Below are 21,407 nucleotides of genomic sequence, written 5' to 3'. Positions count from 1 at the left end.
TACGTTATCGCTGATATCAACCGCCGCCTCACCAAGCAGTAAGGAATGGACTTCTGTACCCACCACGACGGCAACGGTAATTAATAAAACCCCGATTAACATCGAGCCTGCTGCATCATAGGCGGTATTGCCGGTAATCATCGTCAGGCCAAGCAGGGTCTCTATTGTAAAAACACTTTTAATCAATCACCTACTCCTTAAATTCCAAGCGGGCGAGTAGTTATTTTTTGCTTTAAAAAAACGTTGTACCGTCCAATAACTGCTCCTTTTTCAGTCCAGCGGGATATGCCCAGCATCTTGACTCGCCCGGTCATCGCCAACACGGCTTCATCGAACAGCGTGGGTTCTGATTTTTGGGGTTTTATGGGGGTGGTTAGCTTACGGAGCAAATAACATCAACAACCGGTCAAGTTGACCATCCTGCTGACGTAACTGTTATCGTTTTTCAGGCATCCGGCGATGCCCAACTTCATCAGCGTTTCTCAATGTGCGATGCCGAACAGACTTCTTATCGTGATTCGATCAATAATTTTCCAAACTCATCTAATTGGAGCTCATCATGTCATCACCAACTCTCTCAACTGCCGACGAATACACTATATCTACTCCAATCCAAGCAAGCGCGGTTTCGTGGGGCGCGATTCTAGCAGGAGCCATGGCTGCAGCTTCTTTGGCTTTGATCCTGTTGATGTTAGGGACGGGTTTGGGCCTGTCCTCGGTGTCGCCTTGGTCATTCAGCGGCGTGAGTGCAACCACTTTCGGCGTTTCGACGATCCTTTGGTTGACCTTTACCCAATTGGCTGCTTCCGGAATGGGTGGGTACCTGGCCGGTCGACTTAGAAATAAGTGGGTTGCAGTGCAAACTGACGAAGTGTACTTCCGCGACACAGCGCATGGCTTTTTGGCCTGGGCAGTTGCCGTTCTTACGACCGCCGCATTGTTAACGGCGGTGATTGGCTCGATCGTCAGCAACGGGGTCCAGGCAGGAGCGTCTGTTATGGGTGGCGCGGTCGGCGCCACGGCAGCGGCAGTCGGAACGGACCTAGGAAAAGCTAATAATGGCAGTGAGTCCATAGGCTACTTCGTAGACTCGTTGTTCCGTAAGGACTTCATAGTAAACCCAGGCTTATCAGGCGCAGCCCGAGTCAGTGTCTTACAATCAGGAGAGTTTTCAGCACCTGCCTCTGTTGCAATTACATCCGAAGTAAGTCGCATTTTCTTGAACAGCATTCGCCAAGCGGCTTTGCCTGTCGAGGATTTGCAGTATGTCGGACAGATCGTCGCGCTTCGTACGGGCTTAAGTCAACAGGATGCGGAAAAGCGCGTGACGAATATTTATACCCGCTTACAGACACAGCTGCGTAATGCGGAAACTGCGACAAAGGAAGCAGCTGAACAGGCCCGTAAGGCTTCCGCCTATGCGGCATTGTGGTTTTTCATTTCATTATTGTCCGGCGCATTCGTTGCGAGCTACGCTGCAATATTCGGAGGTCAACAACGTGACCAATATTAGTGTTTACCAATCAATCAACTCAGGAGACAAGTGATGCGTTCAATACTTTTGTACTTTCTCGGCATTCCTATTCCTATCATCATTTTGATAGCCATATTCGTGAACTAGCCGCGTTTCGATTTCCTCCAATCCGGAAGGAGGATCCCAATGACGATAACAACCCAAATGACCCAAAGAAAGCTTCTGTCCTCTCCACATTCAGGTAATAAAAGCCCTGGGTCATCATTGACGAGCAATGTTGTTGCAAAAACAATAAACCATAAGGAGTTATTCATGTCTACACGATTACTTTTGAGTCTGGTCACTTTAACGGGCAGTCTAGTCATCATGACTGGCAGCGCCGGAGCAGTAGAAAATACCTCATTCCAATTAGCGGAGGCCGGCGAGGCATTGGAAAATACCGGGCGAAATGTTCGCGACAAGGATGACGCCAATTTAACCCCGCTCGATCAAAACGAAAACGAACATGACATCAAAATTACCGCCACCATAAGGCAAGCGGTAGTCAAGGATGAAACACTTTCAGTCAATGCGCAGAATGCGAAAATCATTGCTCGTAATGGCGTAGTGACTTTGCGTGGGCCGGTTGAAACTGAATTGGAAAGCTTGACACTGCACAAAATCGCCACACAGACACCCGGTGTAGTGCAGGTAGACAATCAACTTGAAATCAAAGCCCCTTAAATCCAAGGAGAATCCCATGAGTAAAGCAGTTTTTTGTATAGCCCAAAGTATCGATCAGACAGAGAACATTATTAGTAATCTAAAGAACGGAGGATTTTCTACCAGTGATATATCCGTACTCCTTCCCGATAAATCCTCTACCCAGGATTTTGCGCATGAAAAGCACACCAAAGCGCCGGAAGGGGCGGCTATCGGCGGAACAGTAGGTTTTGGCGCCGGCGGCATCATCGGCTTGTTAGCCGGGATTGGCAGCCTAGCTATTCCCGGTGTAGGCCCCTTTATCGCTGCAGGCCCCATCATGGGAGCATTGAGCGGTGCAGCTGTGGGAGCGGCCGCAGGTAGTTTGACTGGATCCCTGATTGGCCTGGGTATCCCTGAATATGAAGCCAAACGCTACGAAGGAAAAATCACCGGAGGTAGCGCGTTGATTTCAGTGCATACGACCAGCAGCGACGCGATCCACAAAGCCAAAGAAATTTTCGAACAAGCTCATGCCGAGGATATTTCCTCAACTGAAGAAACGTCTCTTTAAGCTTGATGCAATTACTGATTCAACCGCTTAAATCTAAACCATAAATACAGAGAGATCTTATTATGCATAACATTGAAACACTCAACCAATTTCTGAAAGATGAATTATCTGCAACAGAAACTTATGAACAGGCCCTGGAAAAGCTACGTGACGATACCGGGCTCGCCGAATCAGAAGCATTGAAGCCAATTTATGAAAGTCATAAAGATGCGGTTTCCAGCTTACAGTCATTGATCAGCAGGCTGGGAGGCACGCCTTGCGAAAGCTCGGGTGCTTGGGGAACCTGGGCCAAAATAGTCCAGGGAAGTGCCAATCTGCTAGGTAAAGACGCCGCTTTCACGGCTTTACAGGTGGGCGAGAAAAGTGGCTCGGAGAACTATGAAAAAGCGTTAGAAGATACTGAGCTATCCTCAGATGTTCAATCATTGATTAAAACGAAGCTGCTACCCGCCCAACAAGCACATATCCTCACGTTGAATCGGCTTTTGGCGTTATAGCTTTTCAGTTTAAACCCTTTCAGCTAAGCAGCAAATACAAAGGTAATACCTTGGTCAGGTTGGGTTGGCTCCCTTGGAGCGAAACTCAACCACCGAAGTATTCCTCTTGTGAAAAAACCATCTGATGAATTACGACCAAAGACTAACCCAACCAATCTACACAGAATGAATTCATCAGACTCAGTATCTCAAGGTCGTCTCAAACAACAGAGCCGTTATGCTTGCTATTGCACGTCATGAAACTATACCGATGGACACCAAGCTTCGAGATCAACACAACACCCTGTCTAAGTGCAGCATCTTACAAACTATGAATAAGTTCACTTCTGACAATCTGGCGCCCGGCATCATGACGGTGCAATTTGAGCCCACACGACCCTTTCATCATTATCTGAAATGAAGCTGGATTTTAATACCATTGACAAAAAGAGTCGCCGATGACGTATTGCGTAGGTTTGATGCTCGACGGCGGACTTGTATTTGCCTCGGACTCGCGAACTCATGCGGGAGTCGACAATTTTGCCCGCTTTTGCAAGATGACGCTGTTTGAACGCCCCGGCGACCGGGTCATAGTTTTATTGAGTTCTGGCAATCTGGCAGGCACACAAGCCATCGTCAGCTTGCTGAAACAGCAGAATGACCGTTGTAGTGAACTCAATCTATGGAGCGCGAAATCCATGTTTGATGCCGCACTACTCGTCTCCGATGCGATGCGAGCCGTCGATAGACGCGACGGTCAACATCTGGCAACCAATAAAGTAACATTCAACGCAACGTTTATTCTGGGCGGCCAAATCAAGGGGGAACCGCCGCGTCTTTTCCGAATGTATACACAAGGTAACTTCATCGAAGCAAGTCTGGAAACACCTTACTTTCAGACGGGGGAAACCAAATACGGCAAGCCGATCATCGATAGGGTCATTACCCGTTCAACCTCTTTGAACGATGCCGCAAAATGTGTTCTTGTCTCCTTCGACTCGACTCTATCCAGCAATTTATCTGTCGGCATGCCGATTGATCTGATCTGTTATCCTCGTGACAGTCTCGAAGTAAGGATGCGTCGCCGCTTCGACGAAGGTGATGGCTATTTCTGCTCGCTCGGTAAGCAATGGACTGAAGGTACACGCCAGGTGTTTAGTCGACTACCCAATCTGGATTGGTGAGGCCGTTGCTTATCCAACCCGAAACCGCCGAGAAGCATGCCGCGGCAGTGAACTGTGACAGCCATGCCTTGATCATCACTTGCGAACACGGCGGCAATCGAATCCCCACTCCCTATCGTGAGCTGTTTGTTGACTATCAGACTTTATTGTCTTCCCATCAAGGTTATGATCCCGGCGCGCTGACCATGGCAAGAACACTGGCAACGGCTTTTGCAGCCCCACTGGTGAGCTCCACCGTCAGCCGTCTGCTCGTTGACCTTAATCGGTCAGTCGGACATCCAAGACTCCATATTGAATCGGTTCGCAACCAACTGGACGACGTGCGGCAGCAGATTGTTCAACACTATTACCAGCCTTATCGAGCGCAAGTGGAACAGTTGGTCAGTCAGTCTATCGCTGACCATGGCGGGGTCATTCACCTCTCTTCCCACAGTTTTACTCCCGAACTGGACGGACACGTTCGAAACGCCGACATCGGACTGCTCTATGACCCCGCTCGTCCAGGTGAAATGGCACTGTGCATGCATTGGCAGGCAGCTCTTAAGACCTGCGCACCCGATCTCAAAGTCCGGCGTAATTACCCTTATGCGGGTAAAGGTGATGGCTTAACCACTTGGTTTCGCCGGCGCCTGACACCCAACGCCTATATAGGGATCGAACTGGAGATCAATCAGAAACACATTATCAGGAGAGGCTTGCATTGGACTGCCTTACGCAAAGTGATAGTCGCATCATTGGTCAAAGCGCTCGCAAACCGTCATGACGAGATTTCAGCTTAACGATCAAAAAAAGGTGGTTTGTCCCCCTGACCGGAGCAAGCATCGGTTTAGGTTCACTTATTCGTCAGACGAAACACCTGCCCATCGCTTTAATGGCTTCATCCGGACCGGCAGGAGGGGAAGTAATGCAAAGTTTTTTCTGTAACAAAATCCGATCTGCCTACGGCGTCACTCTAATAAGAAATCGCACTCTGGCATGATTTTTAACTTTAACTATTCACCATTAACCCCAAAGGAGTACCCCATGAAGATCCGCATAGGCTACGAACTGATTTACGATTGTCCTCAGCCTACGCCAATGATCCTGACCTTGAGCGTGCACTTTACCCGAGCTTCAGACATTATCATTCCGGATTACCTGTTTACTGATCCGCCGGTTCCAATCACCGCCTATCGCGACAATTACGGCAACTGGTGTAGCCGTATCGTCGCCCCCAAAGGTCAGATCAAGTTATTCACCGATGCGCTCATCAGAGATAACGGCAAACCGGATAAGGTCGTCCAGCAAGCAAAACAAACGCCAGTTGAAAATCTGCCTGACGACGCTTTGCTGTATCTGTTGGGGAGTCGATATTGCGAAACCGACCTCCTGTCCGAGATCGCCTGGCAACTGTTCGGCAAAGCTTCGGATGGATGGGCAAAAGTCGAAGCGATCTGCAATTTCGTTAACCGGCATATTGCTTTTGGGTATCAATATGCACGCCCGACCAAAACTGCGTGGGAAGCCTTTCAGGAGAGAACCGGGGTATGTCGTGACTATGCTCATCTGGCCATCACGTTCTGCCGTTGTATGAACATACCCGCACGCTACTGCACTGGGTATCTAGGCGACATCGGTATACCTCCGCCCAATAGTCCGATGGATTTTGCTGGCTGGTTCGAGGCCTACCTCGATGGTAATTGGTACACCTTTGATCCCCGTAACAATACCCCACGGATTGGCCGTGTGTTGATCGCCCGTGGTCGGGACGCAGCCGATGTCGCCATCAGCAGCACTTTCGGCCCCAATACATTGGTGAGTTTCAAGGTTAGTACCGATGAAGTAAATGAGATGAGATCAACCTGAAGTCCCATCGGGGAGTCGGCTTGCTCGCCTCGTTGGGTTTGAGCGTTGCGGTGTTGACGCCGACTAGCATCAAAGCGGCAGAACCTGGTCCGGTAGCTTGGGATTTATCCATTACTCAGCCACTTGGTGATAAATGAACTCAGTTCAAATTTAGCTAGCCGATCAAATCTGCTTAACATGTATCTTCAATGTCTGAATACGGTAGGCGATTTGCCTGGGCGTCATTTCCAGCAGTCGGGCCGCTTTGGCTTGGACCCAGCCGGTTTGCTCAAGCGCGGCGATGACGCGCTCGCGTTCATCCAGATTGTCGTCGTCCAAATCAACCGGTTTGATTGGATAGGTGTTCATCGTCATGCCTATTTCGCTTTCAAGTCCGGTGCTAGCAATCACATCGCGATCGATAATGCCGTCTGAGCTCATAATCGCGGCCCGTTCCAGTCTGTTTTCAAGTTCTCTTACATTGCCGGGCCAGTAGTGTTTCATCAGAATGCGCAGTGCGCTTTCCTTGATTTCCAGACGCCTGCCGCCTTGCTGGCTGGAGATCCGGTTCAGTAAAAATTCCGCCAGCTCAGGAATATCCTCAATACGCTCGCGCAATGGCGGCATATAGAGAGGCATGACGTTGAGTCGGTAATACAAGTCTTCCCGGAAACGGCCTTCCGCGACTTCTTCTTCCAGATTTCGGTTGGTTGCTGCGATCACGCGGACATGGACTTTCAGTGTTTTAACCCCGCCGACCCGTTCAAATTCGCCCTCTTGTAACACCCGCAATAATTTGGCTTGAAATGAAGCCGATATTTCCCCAATTTCGTCCAGAAACAAGGTACCGTTGTCTGCCAGTTCGAAGCGTCCTTTGCGCAGACCGATCGCGCCGCTGAACGAGCCTTTCTCATGGCCGAACAGTTCCGATTCCAGCAGTGTATCGGGTAGCGCCGCGCAGTTGAGCTTTAAGAAAGGTCCATTGGCACAGGCAGAATTAAAGTGAATGGAGTTGGCAACCACTTCCTTGCCGGTGCCTGACTCGCCGCGAATCAGCACGGTCGTGTTCCATTTTGCGACTTGACGGATGATGTCAAACACCTTGAGCATGGGTTCTGAATGGCCGATGATGTTTTCGAACCGGTAATTTCGGACCAGCGTTTGTTTCAGATAATCCCGTTCGTTTGTCAACTCGTTTTGTTTGCGCTCCAAGGCCCGCAGCATATTGACGCTTTGCGCGATCAAATTCGCGACCATTTCCAGAAAACGAGCTTTCTCGCCTAAAAAACGCGCATTCTCGGGTTGAGCGGCTAGAATTCCGACTACTTCGCCTTGTTGAACCGCCAGAGGTGAACCGATAAACGGCAAATTGGGATTGTAAACGCCCAAACGGCTCAAAAAGCGAGGCTCGTCGGCAATCCGGTCTACAACAATGGTACTGCCTTCATCCAAAATAGCGCCTACAAGTCCTTCTCCGGGCTGATAGCGCACCGATTTGTCAATATTTTCTCCATAAACTTCACAGATGCCCATGCTGTCATCATCAACGTCACGTAGGGTAATCATGCCAAAGTGCAGGCCATTGCGTTTGTGTAATATTTCCAGGATGCCGCCCAGTTTGCTGTGCATATCATGCGTGCTGTTCAGTAATTGACTGACCAGGAACAAGGTATCCAGTTCGGACTCGACCAACAATAGACGCTCTGACATGATTTATCGTTTAACCGTTGATTTTTTTTGGTGCACGGGAAACCCAATCTTGAAACGGCAGCCTTCGTCGTAAGCCGAATCAATCTCTATGGTTCCATTGTGTTGGTTGACGATTTCTTTTGCCATAACCAAACCCATGCCTGCCTGGATTGCACCCATAGGGTGCGTGGTATAAAACGGTTCAAAAACTTTGATACGCTGATTCGAGGGTATGCCGGGCCCTTTATCATCGAGTAAAACATAAACCCAATTGCGCTCAACGGCCGTCGTTATTTTGATTAAGCGCTCTTTGCTGCCGTAACGGTTCATCGCTTCTATGGCGTTGTCTATCAACTGCTTGAACAACATCCGCAATTTGTTTTCCGATCCCAATACGGAGGGTAAAATAGGACTGGGCCTCCAGTCAATAATGATGCCGTTGGCCAACAGTTTTATGCTGCTCATTTGCGTGACTTCGTGCAGCAACTGATTCAAATTGACCGGTATCACGGCCGTTTCGGGTATCTCAGGTACGCATCGTTGCAAGGTGGCCAGCGTTTCATCACCCATTCGGCTGACTTGCTGAAGAAGATTCTTGATCGGATTATTTTGGCTTTCATTGCGTTGACTCATGATATTGATAGCCGCGCTTATCTGATTTAACGGCTGGCTAATATGGTGCATTGCACCCAGCAAGGTCTCCCTGATGCTTCGCAGTTGTTCTTCTTCGGCCAGCAGGGTGCGTAATGTTTGTAACTGGAGTTCTTCCTGCTGTCTCCGCTGTTGGGTAATGTCACTTAAACTCAGTAACAGATAATCCTTGGTCTGGCCTGAGAAAAAGGCATCGGCACAGGTATCATTTTCGGTGAACCAGTTGCCTGAACAGGCATACCAGCGAGTTCCTCGGCGGCCCATGCCTTCCATCCTCAGTTCCCGGTTGACGAAACCGTGTTCGGTGTTGGATGCGTATTGCCAGAGATCGCCCATATCCTGCCGCAACAGATTCAAAAAAAACTGTACCGGTTCCTGGAGTCCCAGGTCACTGATCAACATTTTATAGACCTGATTATCCATGACCACCCGGTCTTCTTTATCCAGCACAACCATCGCGACAGGGGACGCATTGATCACCGATTCGATCAATCTTTTCTGATTATTGACCTTCTGTTCGGCATGGTACGTCTTGGTAATGTCCCTGTGCATCCCAATATAGTGCGTGATATGACCCTCTTCGTCCTGCATTGGCGCAATGGATAATTCAGCCAGATAGCGTTGCCCGGTTTTAGTTCGATTGACCAAATGGCCGCGCCAGATCTTTTTGCGTGAAATGGTATGCCATAAATCGTAATAGACGGTTCTAGGTGTTGATCTATCGGATAATGCCGATTCGTTTTGACCTAAGATTTCCTTTGATTTATAGCCGGTGACTTCGGTAAAAGCCTTGTTGATATAAAGGATATTGGCTTTCTTATCAGTGATTGATATCGCGATAGGCACTTGTTCGACGACTTGCACCAGCATAAAAAAAGGCAGCATTTTACCTTGCTGCCCCAATGATTCGATAAGCTTGTGCAGCTGTTGGTTGACCGAAGCAGACGGAGCCAGCAAGGCCATCATCTGTTCGATATCGAGAGAGGAATGTTCATAATCCGGAAACGTACTATTCATATCGATCAGACTCTCTATTTCCTTAATATTATGAAGGATTAAGCAATTTAAACGCCAAATTCATTTAAAGACCGCTTGCCCCTTCAACATCAAGAACCTTATGTAGAAATTGCTACGAAATTCAAACGATTCGGCCATCCGGTTTTGTAGCGTTTACGACAATAGCTGTTCCCGTTTAAGTCATTGTGTTTTTTTTCACACAGTGAAACAGCCCGGATTCTGTTGGTTTTCGGCATTGCTAAGCGTGTACAGAGGCCAAATCGTGATTGGCATGGTTGATGCTGTCCCACTTGGTAAAGATAACGAGTCAAGGCAGGAAGATGGGCGAATATTTAATGCTGATTGTTGGAACTGCGTTAGTGAATAACGTGGTTCTGGTCAAGTTTTTGGGATTGTGCCCGTTTATGGGCGTTTCCAATAAACTGGACTCTGCTCTGGGCATGGGTTTGGCGACCACTTTCGTGTTGACCTTGGCGGCACTCTCCGGCTGGTTGCTGGAACACGGTGTCTTGATTCCGTTGGACATCGGCTTTTTAAGGGTGTTGAGTTTTATTTTGGTCATTGCTGCAGTCGTCCAGTTTACTGAATTGGTGATTCATAAAACCAGTCCGGTTCTTTATCAGGTGTTAGGTATTTTTCTGCCCTTGATTACGACTAATTGCGCTGTATTGGGAGTGGCCTTGCTTAATATCCAACAAGAATCTGGGTTTATGGAAAGCGTTTTGTACGGGTTTGGTTCTGCGCTGGGTTTTACGCTGGTCATGGTTATATTTGCGGGTCTTAGAGAACGACTGGCATTAATGGCTGTACCGGTTTTATTCGCAGGAACTCCGATTGCTTTTATTACCGCAGGCATTCTGTCTCTGGCCTTTATGGGTTTTGCCGGTCTTTCTCCAAAATAGCGAGGTCTATATGTACGTTTTATCGGCGATTGCAAGTTTGGCAACTTTGGGTTTGGTATTGGGCTGGTTATTGGCAATTGCCGCTAAATATCTCAAAGTCGAAAGCAATCCCATCGTAGAGGAACTGGAAGCCTTAATGCCGGGTTCACAGTGCGGGCAATGCGGGTTTCCGGGTTGCCGTCCCGCGGCGCAAGCCATCGCAAATGGTGAAGCACCTATCACTGTTTGTCCGCCGGGAGGCAGTGCCTTGGCGGAACAATTTGCGGCGCTGCTCGGTGTTTCCATTGATTTGAGCAATTTTGAAGAACCGGAATTTTTGATCGCCAAAGTCAGCGAAGATACCTGCACAGGTTGCACGCGCTGTTTTAAAGTGTGTCCAACGGATGCGATCGTTGGCGCAGCCAAACAGATTCATGCGGTAGTGGCTGATGCGTGTACCGGATGCCAAAAATGCATAGCTGTTTGCCCTACAGAATGTTTGCAGATGCACAAGCCGGAAGTTACCCTGCGTAACTGGCGCTGGCAAAAGCCATTACCTGAACCCGTCGGGGCGCCGGCATGATCAGCTTAATGCAAAGCTTTAGAATTCGTGGCGGCGTTCATCCTGACCCCAGGAAAACGGCAACCACCGATCTTTCTATATCGTCTGATTTCCCTTTACCTAAAAAACTGTACATTCCGTTACAACAGCATGTCGGCAAACCCGCTGAGCCAGTGGTCAGGGTCGGTGATTATGTCTACAAGGGCCAGTTGTTGGCGCACAGTCAGGGCATGATTTCAGCGCCTGTACACGCACCGAGTTCCGGTATTATCAGTGATATTGCTGATTATCCAGCTCCCCATCCCTCTGCCTTGCCGATTCGTACCGTCTTCATGGAAACTGATGGTAAGGATGTCTGGCAATTACTGAAGCCGCCCACTGACCCTTTTGGCTTGAGTGCCGAAGAGATCAGCTTGAGAGTGGGCGCTGCCGGTGTTGTCGGCATGGGTGGCGCCACGTTTCCGGCCGCTGTTAAACTGAATCTCGGCCGGAAAAATAAAATCAGCACCTTGTTGATCAACGGCGGCGAGTGCGAACCTTATTTGACGTGTGATGACCGACTGATGCAGGAGTCAGCCGATGGCATTATCGATGGCATTCGCATCATGCTGCACGGCATGGAAACCCCGCAAGCCATCGTGGGTATAGAAGATAATAAGCCGGCGGCTTTCCGTGCGATGAAAAAAGCGGCAGCTGACTTTCGGCAAATAGAAGTGAGGCAGGTCCCGACTCATTATCCTATGGGATGGGACCGGCAGCTGATTCGCTATTTGACCGGAAAAGAGGTTCCGGCCGATGGACGGGCCACCGATGTCGGTGTTTTGATGCATAACGTAGCGACGGCTTATGCGATTCATAAAGCAATAAGGCATAACCGTCCGTTAGTGGACCGCGTTGTCACTATAGCCGGGGGCGCTGCCGGATCCCCCGGAAATATTTGGGTGCCTATCGGTACCCTGATCTCTGAATTACTGGATTTTTGCCGGGTTGATAGGCCTCGCATGGCGCGCCTGGTGATGGGCGGCCCAATGATGGGCGATGCGTTGCCGATTGCTGAACTGCCCGTCGTCAAAGCTACCAGCGGCATACTGGCCTTGACCCAGGATGAAATTACCCGCGGCAGTGAGCAGGCCTGTATTCGCTGCGCCCGATGCATCAGTGCTTGCCCGGCCGGTTTGCTGCCGGTTGACATGGCCAATAGAATTCGCAGCAATCAACTGGAGTCGGCTGTTGACATCGGTTTAAAAGATTGCATCAGTTGCGGTTCCTGTTCTTATGTTTGCCCATCCAACATACCTTTGGTGCATTATTTTAAATATGCGGCCGGTGAATTGGCAGCCAGGCAACAAGCACAGCACAAAAGCGAACAAACTAAAAAACTGATTGAAGAACGCAACAAACGTATCGAACGGATTGAAAAGCAAAAAGCCGAGGAAGCAGCCCGGGAATTAGCGGCCAAAGTCGCGAAATACTCGGCAGACCAGGCGGAGCAGGTACTATGAATAGGGCTACACTGCTGATAACGGGACCTCACTCATGCTGAACTTAAGACCCACGACAGGACCCCATACCCGGGAAAATTTGAGTATTGGCGGGATAATGCGGCAGGTTATTTACGCGCTGATTCCTGCCACTCTGTTCGGACTTTATTTGTTTGGCTGGCCGGCTATTAATTTATTTTTGATCACCCTGTTTTCTGCGCTGGTTTTTGAATATGTCTGTCTGAAATTGGCCGATAAACCGGCGCTGCCCGCACTAAAAGACAGTTCCGCTCTGTTAACCGCCTGGCTGCTGGCAATGAGTTTGCCGCCTTGGGCCCCCTGGTGGGTGGGTGTAACCGGTGCCGGTTTGGCGATCATATTGGGCAAGCAGGTCTATGGCGGCTTGGGGCAAAATTTGTTTAATCCGGCCATGCTGGCCAGAGTAGCCTTGCTGATTTCTTTTCCCTTGGAGCTAACCACCTGGGTCAACGTTGCGCCCTGGTTATCTGAAACTGCACCTGATTTTAAAACCGGGTTGCACATTACCTTCATGGGACTGGACAACGTCGATAGTACTACCGGCGCCACCGTGCTGGGCTATGTGAAAACCGAATTGTCGCAAAAGCACCCGTTATCGGCCAGTCTGGCAGATATCTACAACTCGAATAATGCCTGGCTGGGCTTCATGCGCGGCAGTTTATCCGAAACCTCGGCCATTCTTTTGATTTTGGGTGGGGGCTGGTTACTGTTTAAAAAGATCATTACTTGGCATATCCCTTTATCGATCATTGTCTCGGTCGCTTTGATTTCAGCTGTCTTTAATGCCCTGAATCCGGAAATCTATCTAAGTCCAAGTGTGCATCTCAGTTCAGGCGCATTAATGTGCACCGCCTTTTTTATCGCGACCGATTACGTCACTTCGCCAAATACACCGCTAGGTCAGTTGATTTTTGGTTCGGCCTGTGGCTTGTTGATTTTCACGATAAGAACCTGGGGTGGCTATCCGGAAGGGGCGGCTTTTGCGATTTTACTGATGAATGCGTTGACACCGTTAATCGATCATTACGTAAAGCCCAGAATTTACGGCCGGGATCGTCAGGGGCGGCCTTTAGAGCTTTGAGCCGGCTGCCTTAATTTATCAAAGAGAGTGTCGATGAATCTGAAACAACTGAAAGCCCGCGTCACTTATCAGACAATACTGCTAGCTGCTTATGCTCTGATTGCCAGCGCCTTGCTGGGTGTTGCCGATCTTAATACCCGTGATGTCATTAAGCTGCGGCAGGAAGAAGATTTAAAAGCTTCATTGGTTCAAGTTGTTCCGGCCGAACTTTTTGATAACGATTTAGTTAAAGATGCCGTGGCTGTTCCGGCGGATAGCGATTTGGGTACCGGAGAAACCCTGGTTTATTTGGCGCGAAAACAAGGTGAAATCACGGCGGCAGCATTCCAATTAACAGCACCCGACGGTTATTCCGGCGATATTAAAATGATCATGGGCTTGAACCGCAACGGTGAGGTTTTGGGCGTTCGTGTCATTGCTCATGCTGAAACACCGGGATTGGGCGATAAGATTGAAGTCAGTAAATCCGACTGGATTTTGAATTTTAACGGAAGATCGATTCATAATTTGACCGTTAAAGAATGGGCTGTCAAAAAGAATGGGGGCATTTTTGATCAATTCAGCGGCGCGACGATTACGCCGCGCGCGGTTGTCAACACGATTTACAAGGGGTTGTTGTTTTTCGATAAACATAAATCCGAATTATTCAATTGATAAACAGGCGAACTGTCTTATTTTTATCGTTAATCTTACTTTACCGGAGTCAGTATGTTGCTATCGGAACCTTATAAAAGACTCGCTTCTGACGGACTTTGGGGGAACAATATCGTGCTTGTCCAGAATCTGGCGCTTTGCCCTTTGTTGGCCGTAACTGGCACAGCAACCAACGGCTTGGGTATGGGTTTGGCGACCTTAGTTGTTCTGGTCATGTCAAACGGTATCATTTCGTTGAACCGGCATCTGGTTCCTGCTGAAGTTCGGATCCCTGTTTTCGTTTTGCTGATAGCCAGTTTAGTGACGCTGGTTGATTTGTGCATGAATGCCTGGATGCATGAAATGCATAAAGTATTGGGTTTGTTTATTGCTTTAATCGTTACGAATTGCGCCATATTAGGCCGGGCCGAATCGTTTGCATCGAAAAATTCCTTGGCTTTGTCATTGTGGGACGGCTTGGTGATGGGGGCCGGTTTTACCTTTGTTCTTGTAGTGCTTGGTGCGGCGCGCGAAATCGTATCTTCCGGTACCTTGTTTGCAAACGCATCGTTGTTATTGGGTGATTCGTTTTCTTTTCTGGAACTGACCCTCATTCCAAACTACAAAGGATTTTTGCTGACGGCTTTGCCGCCGGGTGGATTTATCATGCTGGCTTTCATCATCGTTGCCAAACGATTGGTTGATAACAAAAGGGCTGCCAAATTATCTCAAGTAGACGTCAACGAGGCTATTCCGGAACTGTAGGAGACAATCATGAATGTGGGTGTATGTTATGCAGAAGCCGATCGTCAGCTTTGGTTACGATTGGAGGTGCCGGATGGCAGCACAATCGAACAGGCAATTGAGTTGTCCGGTGTTTTAAAACACTATCCCGATATCAATCTGGATACTCAAAAAGTGGGTATATTTGGAAAAATCGTCAAGCTGGATACCGTTGTGACCGACGGGGATCGTGTGGAAATATACCGCCAGATTACCGCCGACCCTAAACTGGTCAAGCGTCGAAGACTATAATGTCGAGCCGGGGGGAAACTATGTATATCTGTGTGTGTAAGGCAATAACGGATGGGCAATTGGAGGCTGCTATAGACAGCGGTTTATGTTCTCGTAAACAATTGTTCCAATGTTTCGGTATCGGTGGCGATTGCGGCAAATGCAATTCTGAGGTTGGCGAGATGTTGGACAGGAAAAGAAACTGCCGGTTAATAAATGCGGCCAATGAAATTTTGGTTACGTGCACTATCTAAGGAGTGACGCTATGCAAGGTGATAAAAAAGTTATCGATTTTCTAAACAAAGCACTGGAAAATGAATTGACAGCGATCAATCAATATTTTCTGCATGCCCGCATGTATAAAAACTGGGGCTTTCAAAAACTGAATGAAAAAGAATATCACGAGTCCATTGATGAAATGAAACATGCCGATAAGCTTATCGAGCGTATTTTATTTTTAGAGGGTTTACCGAATTTGCAAAATCTCGGCAAGCTAATGATCGGCGAGAATCCACACGAAATGCTTAAGTGCGACCTTAAGCTTGAACACATAGCCTTGCCTTTGTTAAAGGACGCCATCGCTTATTGCGAAACCGTTAACGATTATGTAACCCGCGAACTGTTCGAACACATTCTGGAAAGCGAGGAAGAACACGTTGACTGGCTGGAAACTCAGTTGGAGTTGATTGAGAAAATCGGCTTGCAAAATTATTTGCAGTCACAAATGTAAAAGTGAAATGAGTCATCTCGATTCAGATCGGGATGACATTCTGAAAAATCGTTCGAATTTGTCGAGGACCGCCGTAAACCCCTTCAGGGGGAGGCTGCCTCAAGACACTCCGCATTATGTCAATGCAGTTTTCGCCTCAAATGCTTTAATCTCTTTTGATTATTGGTAAATCTTAATTTATTTGAAAGGAACATAACATGCCGTGAGATTGTTTGAGTTTCTGCATTTAACTCCTCTGCTATTTGCTCAACAGTCAAGCCCAACATGACTAACTGGGTAATCGTATTTTCATATGCAGTCAGTAGAGTCGCTTCATCAAAAGAATGTTGAGTCAACTGCGATTTGTCAGGGGTATGAACCGTCTGATTGCCAGCTCTTAATGCATTCATTCTTTTTGTTTTAAAAAAATCCGGTAACCAGCGCTCGCCTTCAATCACAGAGCGAATCGCTCGAGTTACCGTGCAGGCGTTATCCTTTACGCTTAGAATTCCGGAAATTTCAAGTTTATCCATAACTGCCATCAAATCATCGAAATCGTCATTGACGATCAAAATGATATCAACTGCAGAATCGGCCATTCTTATGGCATTTAACCAAATTTCTAAACTTGATTCCTGGCCTTGCATGTCCAGTAAAAGTAAATTTGGCTGCGCATGGTTAAGCATTATGGGCATTAACTCGGGCCTATCAAAACGAAGTGATGAGGCGCTAATGAATGTATCCCAACTGAGCTCGGTCAGCCAATTCTGATAAAGGGACGGATGCAGAGATACCAGGACCAGATTGAATAAGTCATGAATTGATTTAAAACTGAATTGAGACGAAATAGAAACCAGGGGCAGGTCTAGGTTGGCCTCAGGAACGTCCGGTTGATGTTGGGTTTCTTCAGAAGTTTGCTGAAAAACGGAGGACCAACGTCGATCACATTTTCTTCTTTCGTTACTCTGACCGGCAATACCTGGATTTGATTTATTAATCAGAATCGACCGGAGTTGGTCTTCCAGGCTTTCAAACACAGCATTATTAGTCCAAAGTTCTTCCTGCATTTCCATTTTAGATTTTTCATCCTTCAACAAAATAATGGGTGTTTTTTGCAGATCATCGGCGGTTTTTAATTGATTTTTGATCTTCTCACATTCATTGTCACAACATATGACAATGACGTCCGGATGTTTTTCATTGAAACAGTTAGAGTCTGATTGGCCGCTGCAAATAAAAGTCTGATAGCCTTTTTTCTTCAATTTTAAAGTGAGTTGTTCAGCCGGGGTATGATCTTCGGAAACGACCATAATTTGAAATAAACGCTGCGATTCCTTTGTAAAAAGAGGTTTTTTTCTTCTGTCCCCATTTGAAGTGCGTCGTTCCGTATAATTGTTTTTCATCTGAATTTGGACTCTGTTAAGACTTTTCCTGGAATTAACTGATTTAATTAACGCCTTAGCTCAGTTCTTTTTTTAAAACCATAAGCTACATCATTCAAGACGAAAATAATACCTGAACAAAAGTATTAGACACCAATAGAGTAGTGCATTTAAAAAGTCTTGCTCCATATTGAAATGAAATAAATTTAAACCCATGGGAATTGCCGGGATTAATACCGGCAATTCCCAGATTGATATTTTCAGCATTTTTATGAGCTGGTAAAAGCCTTTCGAGGAAGGCTGTGAACTCTTCCGTGGGGGCTTGACAGCAGCATCCTGCTGTCGACATGCTCAAAAAGCTTCCCCCAGCCTTTTTTCCCATTCAAATTGAGAATTGCTTGATTAATACCTGTGAGTTTGCAAAACGTGGAAATTCTAGTAAATTGGCTTTTTTAAAACACAGGATAGGATAGACGTGAATAATTTTTTGTCATTTCAAATTCATGGCGGCGGAGACCATGGAGAGGGATTTTCGAACTATGTCGCCGAACTACTGGCTTTTTTTGAAGGTTTGGCCGGCAAAGAGCCTTCGGATATGTTGGCAACTATTTTCCCTGGCTTGACTCAATTAGAAAATATTCACCCGATTTTGGTGCATTTTCCTATTGCGTTTATCACAGGATTTTTTTTGCTGGATTGCCTGGGTGGTCTATTTAAAAAATCACAATGGCGGGATGTCGCTAGCGGTTTGCTTTATTTGGGCGCGCTGACCGCCGGGTTTGCTGTGGCAGCAGGACTTCAAGCGGCTGAAACAGTTGCTCATGGAGATGCTGTGCACGAAATCATGGAGAATCATGAGCATATTGGAATTGCCATTTTAGTGCTTTCAGTTTTGTTAAGTATTTGGCGTTTTGTCGGTCGATTATCAACGGGTGACAATCCAAGAGGGGCTGCGAATGGTCTATTCATGACATTTTCGGCCATTCTTGTGGTTTTAGTCATGTTTGCGGCAGATCTAGGCGGATTAATGGTTTATCAGCATGGTGTTGCTGTTAAAAAGAATCCTTCTGAAGAAACTGTCCAATTAGAGCCTCATGAACAAGGCCATTCTCATGCAGTGGACAGTGAGCAAAATCATCAGCATTCACATTCTCATAGTCACGATGATTAAACTATTCATCTAACAAAAATGAACTGTGTTTATTTAAACAATCTTTTTAATCTTGGATTGATTGGGCAGCCAGCTTGATTTGAAGAGACTGAATACAAGGGTGAGTTTCTAGAAATCCAATTTTTTGCTAACTGCCTTTTGTCATTGAAACAGGTGATTAAGCCTTCGCTTAAAAGAGGACTGTATGGTATGCTACGCCCCCTTAACCTTAGGGCGGCGGCCTGTTACAGATATGCGTACTCGAGTTAAAATTTGCGGTTTTACCCGTGCCGACAATGCAAGATCTGCCGCCTTTATGGGTGTTGATGCAATCGGTTTGGTATTTTATCCGCCAAGCTCGCGTCATGTGAATATTGATGCTGCAATAAAAATTGTTGCGGGATTACCGGCTTTTGTTTCGGTTGTCGGCTTGTTTGTTGATGCCGATGAAGCTTCTATCAGGGAAGTATTGAAACATGTCGCTATAGATTGCCTTCAGTTTCATGGTGATGAAACCGCTGAGGCGTGCCGGATATACGGAAAGCCTTATATTAAAGCCGTGAGAATGCGCAATGACTCATGCCTTGAACAATTGAGTAAAGATTATTTTGATGCATCCGGATTACTTCTGGATGCGTATGATCCAGGCGCTAAAGGTGGAACAGGCAACTGCTTTGATTGGGATTTGATCCCTAAACAATGCGATTTGCCTTTAATTCTTGCCGGAGGATTGGATGCCGGCAATGCAAGACAGGCAATTCAGCAGGTAAGACCTTATGCTCTGGATGTCAGTAGCGGTGTTGAATTAAAAAAAGGTATAAAAGATACCGCTAAAATGGCGGCGTTTTTAAGCGAGATTAATGAGGCTGATAGATTATTACGATGACCGAAAAATATAACATGCCGGATGAACGCGGACACTTCGGACCTTACGGTGGAATGTTTGTAGCAGAAACATTGATGGAGCCAATCCAGGAATTAAATACGGCTTATCAATATTTTATCAAAGACCCCGAGTTTTTGGCGGAACTTGACGATGACCTGCGGCATTATGTAGGACGTCCTTCTCCGCTATATCATGCCCAAAGATGGAGCAGGGAACTTGGCGGGGCTCAAATCTACTTAAAACGTGAAGACTTAAATCACACCGGTGCTCATAAAGTAAATAACACCATTGGTCAGGCACTATTGGCAAAACGCATGGGTAAAACCAGAATCATTGCTGAAACAGGGGCAGGACAGCATGGTGTTGCAACGGCTACCGTTGCCGCAAGGCTGGGGCTTGAATGCGTGGTTTACATGGGATCGGTTGATGTTGCCCGGCAATCGTTAAATGTTTACCGCATGAAGCTGTTAGGCGCGACTGTCGTGCCGGTTGAATCAGGCTCCAAGACGCTGAAAGATGCATTAAACGAGGCACTGAGAGATTGGGTAACCAATGTCGATAACACTTTTTATATTATTGGAACAGTAGCGGGACCTCATCCTTATCCTGCCATGGTACGTGATTTTCAAGCGATCATTGGCCGCGAATCGAAAGAACAGTGTCTGGAAATGACCGGTAGGCTACCGGATGCGTTGGTTGCGTGTGTCGGCGGCGGATCTAATGCAATCGGTCTGTTTTATCCGTTCATTGATGACACGTCAGTTAAAATGTATGGTGTCGAAGCTGCCGGTGATGGCGTAGAAACAGGCCGTCATTCGGCTCCGTTATGCGCAGGCCGTCCCGGCGTTCTTCATGGAAACAGAACCTATTTGATAGAAGACGACGATGGTGAAATCATCGAAACCCATTCAATTTCCGCCGGTCTCGATTACCCTGGCGTAGGCCCGGAACATGCCTGGTTAAAAGATACAGGGCGTGCTCAATACGTCAATATTACCGACGAAGAGGCTTTGGTTGGTTTCCATACATTAACTGAATTGGAAGGCATCATTCCTGCGCTGGAAACAAGCCATGCTATTGCTTATGCAGCAAAACTTGCTCCGACTATGGATAAAGATCAAACCATCATCATCAACGTGTCAGGACGGGGTGATAAAGACATACTCACGCTGGCTCAACGCGAGGGGATAGAATTGTGAGTCGTTTAACTGTTAAATTTGAAGAGCTGGCTAAAACTGGTCGTAAAGCTTTGATACCGTTTATAACAGCCGGGGATCCGGAGCCCGGTTTTACTGTGCCCATGATGCATGCCATGGTTGAAGCCGGAGTCGATATTATTGAATTGGGGGTGCCTTTTTCAGATCCCATGGCTGACGGTCCGGTCATTCAAAAAGCGAGTGAACGGGCATTGGCTCATCATATGAGCCTGAGAAAAGTATTAATGCTGGTTGCCGAATTCAGAAGAAAGGATGAGCAAACACCTGTGGTACTGATGGGCTATTTGAATCCCATTGAAGCGATGGGTTATGAAGATTTTGCTAATGCTGCACAACGCGTCGGGGTGGATGGTGTTTTAACCGTCGATTTACCGCCGGAAGAGGCAGTCGAATGTGTCGGCCTGCTAAAAAGCCGGGATATTGATCCTATTTTTTTATTGGCTCCCAACAGCTCGGAAGAACGCATTAGGCTTATGAGTGAAGCGGGAAGCGGATATCTTTATTATGTTTCTTTAAAAGGCGTCACCGGCGCAGGTCATCTTGATACGGCCAATGTTAAGGAAAAACTGGATGTTATCCGGGCAAATACCGGATTGCCGGTTGGCATAGGCTTTGGCGTAAAAGATGCGCAAACGGCTAAAACAGTATCGAGCATTGGTGATGGTGTGGTGGTCGGAAGTGCGCTGATCAGTAAAATTGAAGCTCATTTAGATGATCCTACCCAGGCAAAAACCGAAATCGTTGAACTATTAAAGTCAATGCGCCAAGCGATGGACAGCTAAGCTTTAAGCTATATCTACAC

Annotated in this window: 23 protein-coding genes and 1 pseudogene; 20 read left to right on the top strand and 4 right to left on the bottom strand. The window is 47.3% G+C overall.

Annotation, left to right across the window (positions count from 1 at the left end; all coding sequences use genetic code 11):
• A pseudogene (locus Q7V32_RS17950) lies at positions 1 to 186 on the bottom strand (hypothetical protein); the annotation flags it as partial.
• 469 nt (positions 187 to 655) lie between these two features.
• Here Q7V32_RS17950 and Q7V32_RS17945 point away from each other — a divergent pair.
• The 7 genes from Q7V32_RS17945 (at position 656) to Q7V32_RS17915 (ending at position 6,234) form a co-directional block, all read left to right on the top strand.
• Complete coding sequence (locus Q7V32_RS17945) at positions 656 to 1,513, top strand: hypothetical protein (protein WP_304898355.1); 858 nt, start codon at positions 656 to 658, stop codon at positions 1,511 to 1,513.
• Between the two features lie 273 nt (positions 1,514 to 1,786).
• A complete protein-coding gene (locus tag Q7V32_RS17940; RefSeq protein WP_304898354.1) occupies positions 1,787 to 2,197 on the top strand; it encodes a BON domain-containing protein in 411 nt (136 codons plus the stop codon).
• Between the two features lie 16 nt (positions 2,198 to 2,213).
• Positions 2,214 to 2,729: a hypothetical protein gene (locus Q7V32_RS17935; RefSeq protein WP_304898353.1), complete on the top strand. Its 516-nt coding sequence runs from the start codon at positions 2,214 to 2,216 to the stop codon at positions 2,727 to 2,729.
• A gap of 62 nt (positions 2,730 to 2,791) precedes the next feature.
• A complete protein-coding gene (locus Q7V32_RS17930) occupies positions 2,792 to 3,226 on the top strand; it encodes a DUF2383 domain-containing protein (protein WP_304898352.1) in 435 nt (144 codons plus the stop codon).
• A 437-nt stretch (positions 3,227 to 3,663) separates the two neighbouring features.
• The gene (locus tag Q7V32_RS17925; protein WP_304898351.1) at positions 3,664 to 4,389 is read left to right on the top strand and encodes a peptidase; all 726 of its coding nucleotides are present in this window, start codon (positions 3,664 to 3,666) and stop codon (positions 4,387 to 4,389) included.
• Between the two features lie 5 nt (positions 4,390 to 4,394).
• Positions 4,395 to 5,168, top strand: a complete 774-nt coding sequence (locus Q7V32_RS17920) for an N-formylglutamate amidohydrolase (protein ID WP_304898350.1) — start codon at positions 4,395 to 4,397, stop codon at positions 5,166 to 5,168.
• Between the two features lie 244 nt (positions 5,169 to 5,412).
• Positions 5,413 to 6,234, top strand: a complete 822-nt coding sequence (locus tag Q7V32_RS17915) for a transglutaminase family protein (protein WP_304898349.1) — start codon at positions 5,413 to 5,415, stop codon at positions 6,232 to 6,234.
• A gap of 162 nt (positions 6,235 to 6,396) precedes the next feature.
• On the opposite strand, the gene nifA is transcribed toward Q7V32_RS17915, so the two are convergent.
• Positions 6,397 to 7,923, bottom strand: coding sequence for a nif-specific transcriptional activator NifA (nifA, locus tag Q7V32_RS17910; RefSeq protein ID WP_304898348.1), 1,527 nt, complete (start codon positions 7,921 to 7,923; stop codon positions 6,397 to 6,399).
• Positions 7,924 to 7,926: 3 nt separating this feature from the next.
• A complete protein-coding gene (gene nifL, locus Q7V32_RS17905) occupies positions 7,927 to 9,570 on the bottom strand; it encodes a nitrogen fixation negative regulator NifL (RefSeq protein ID WP_304898347.1) in 1,644 nt (547 codons plus the stop codon).
• 320 nt (positions 9,571 to 9,890) lie between these two features.
• Between nifL and rsxA the strand changes: the two genes are divergently transcribed.
• The 9 genes from rsxA to bfr are packed head-to-tail and all read left to right on the top strand — an operon-like array spanning position 9,891 to position 15,991.
• Positions 9,891 to 10,472: an electron transport complex subunit RsxA gene (rsxA, locus tag Q7V32_RS17900; RefSeq protein WP_159654652.1), complete on the top strand. Its 582-nt coding sequence runs from the start codon at positions 9,891 to 9,893 to the stop codon at positions 10,470 to 10,472.
• 10 nt (positions 10,473 to 10,482) lie between these two features.
• Positions 10,483 to 11,034 carry an electron transport complex subunit RsxB gene (gene rsxB / locus Q7V32_RS17895; protein WP_304898346.1) on the top strand — a complete coding sequence of 184 codons (552 nt, stop codon included), beginning with the start codon at positions 10,483 to 10,485 and terminating at the stop codon, positions 11,032 to 11,034.
• Positions 11,031 to 12,515 (top strand): electron transport complex subunit RsxC, encoded by a 1,485-nt coding sequence (gene rsxC / locus Q7V32_RS17890; RefSeq protein ID WP_304898345.1) that lies wholly within the window; start codon positions 11,031 to 11,033, stop codon positions 12,513 to 12,515. The genes rsxB and rsxC overlap by 4 nt, the downstream gene beginning before the upstream one ends.
• 34 nt (positions 12,516 to 12,549) lie before the next feature.
• The gene (locus Q7V32_RS17885; RefSeq protein ID WP_304898344.1) at positions 12,550 to 13,614 is read left to right on the top strand and encodes an RnfABCDGE type electron transport complex subunit D; all 1,065 of its coding nucleotides are present in this window, start codon (positions 12,550 to 12,552) and stop codon (positions 13,612 to 13,614) included.
• Positions 13,615 to 13,647: 33 nt separating this feature from the next.
• Complete coding sequence (gene rsxG, locus Q7V32_RS17880; RefSeq protein ID WP_304898343.1) at positions 13,648 to 14,268, top strand: electron transport complex subunit RsxG; 621 nt, start codon at positions 13,648 to 13,650, stop codon at positions 14,266 to 14,268.
• A 54-nt stretch (positions 14,269 to 14,322) separates the two neighbouring features.
• Positions 14,323 to 15,012, top strand: coding sequence for an electron transport complex subunit E (locus Q7V32_RS17875; protein WP_304898342.1), 690 nt, complete (start codon positions 14,323 to 14,325; stop codon positions 15,010 to 15,012).
• A 9-nt stretch (positions 15,013 to 15,021) separates the two neighbouring features.
• Positions 15,022 to 15,282 carry an RnfH family protein gene (locus tag Q7V32_RS17870; RefSeq protein WP_304898341.1) on the top strand — a complete coding sequence of 87 codons (261 nt, stop codon included), beginning with the start codon at positions 15,022 to 15,024 and terminating at the stop codon, positions 15,280 to 15,282.
• On the top strand, positions 15,282 to 15,515 hold the full coding sequence (locus tag Q7V32_RS17865) for a (2Fe-2S)-binding protein (RefSeq protein WP_322273116.1): 234 nt from the start codon (positions 15,282 to 15,284) through the stop codon (positions 15,513 to 15,515). The genes Q7V32_RS17870 and Q7V32_RS17865 overlap by 1 nt, the downstream gene beginning before the upstream one ends.
• A gap of 11 nt (positions 15,516 to 15,526) precedes the next feature.
• Positions 15,527 to 15,991, top strand: coding sequence for a bacterioferritin (bfr, locus tag Q7V32_RS17860; RefSeq protein ID WP_304898339.1), 465 nt, complete (start codon positions 15,527 to 15,529; stop codon positions 15,989 to 15,991).
• Positions 15,992 to 16,110: 119 nt separating this feature from the next.
• Here the strand turns inward: bfr and Q7V32_RS17855 are convergent, their stop codons facing one another.
• Positions 16,111 to 17,373: a LuxR C-terminal-related transcriptional regulator gene (locus tag Q7V32_RS17855; RefSeq protein ID WP_304898338.1), complete on the bottom strand. Its 1,263-nt coding sequence runs from the start codon at positions 17,371 to 17,373 to the stop codon at positions 16,111 to 16,113.
• A 454-nt stretch (positions 17,374 to 17,827) separates the two neighbouring features.
• On the opposite strand from Q7V32_RS17855, the gene Q7V32_RS17850 reads away from it, so the two are divergent.
• From Q7V32_RS17850 to trpA, 4 genes are all read left to right on the top strand, one after another.
• The gene (locus tag Q7V32_RS17850; RefSeq protein ID WP_304898337.1) at positions 17,828 to 18,523 is read left to right on the top strand and encodes a DUF2231 domain-containing protein; all 696 of its coding nucleotides are present in this window, start codon (positions 17,828 to 17,830) and stop codon (positions 18,521 to 18,523) included.
• 232 nt (positions 18,524 to 18,755) lie between these two features.
• A complete protein-coding gene (locus Q7V32_RS17845; protein WP_304898336.1) occupies positions 18,756 to 19,388 on the top strand; it encodes a phosphoribosylanthranilate isomerase in 633 nt (210 codons plus the stop codon).
• Positions 19,385 to 20,587 (top strand): tryptophan synthase subunit beta, encoded by a 1,203-nt coding sequence (gene trpB / locus Q7V32_RS17840; protein ID WP_304898335.1) that lies wholly within the window; start codon positions 19,385 to 19,387, stop codon positions 20,585 to 20,587. Before Q7V32_RS17845 ends, trpB begins: the two co-directional genes overlap by 4 nt.
• Positions 20,584 to 21,387: a tryptophan synthase subunit alpha gene (gene trpA, locus Q7V32_RS17835; protein WP_304898334.1), complete on the top strand. Its 804-nt coding sequence runs from the start codon at positions 20,584 to 20,586 to the stop codon at positions 21,385 to 21,387. Before trpB ends, trpA begins: the two co-directional genes overlap by 4 nt.
• The last annotated feature ends 20 nt before the right edge of the window (positions 21,388 to 21,407 follow it).

The sequence above is a fragment of the Methylicorpusculum sp. genome (assembly GCF_030651835.1).
In the GTDB taxonomy this organism is placed as follows: Bacteria; Pseudomonadota; Gammaproteobacteria; order Methylococcales; family Methylomonadaceae; genus Methylicorpusculum.
The sequence above is the reverse complement of the archived record's forward strand: the minus strand, read 5'-3'. Positions and strand labels throughout refer to the sequence as shown.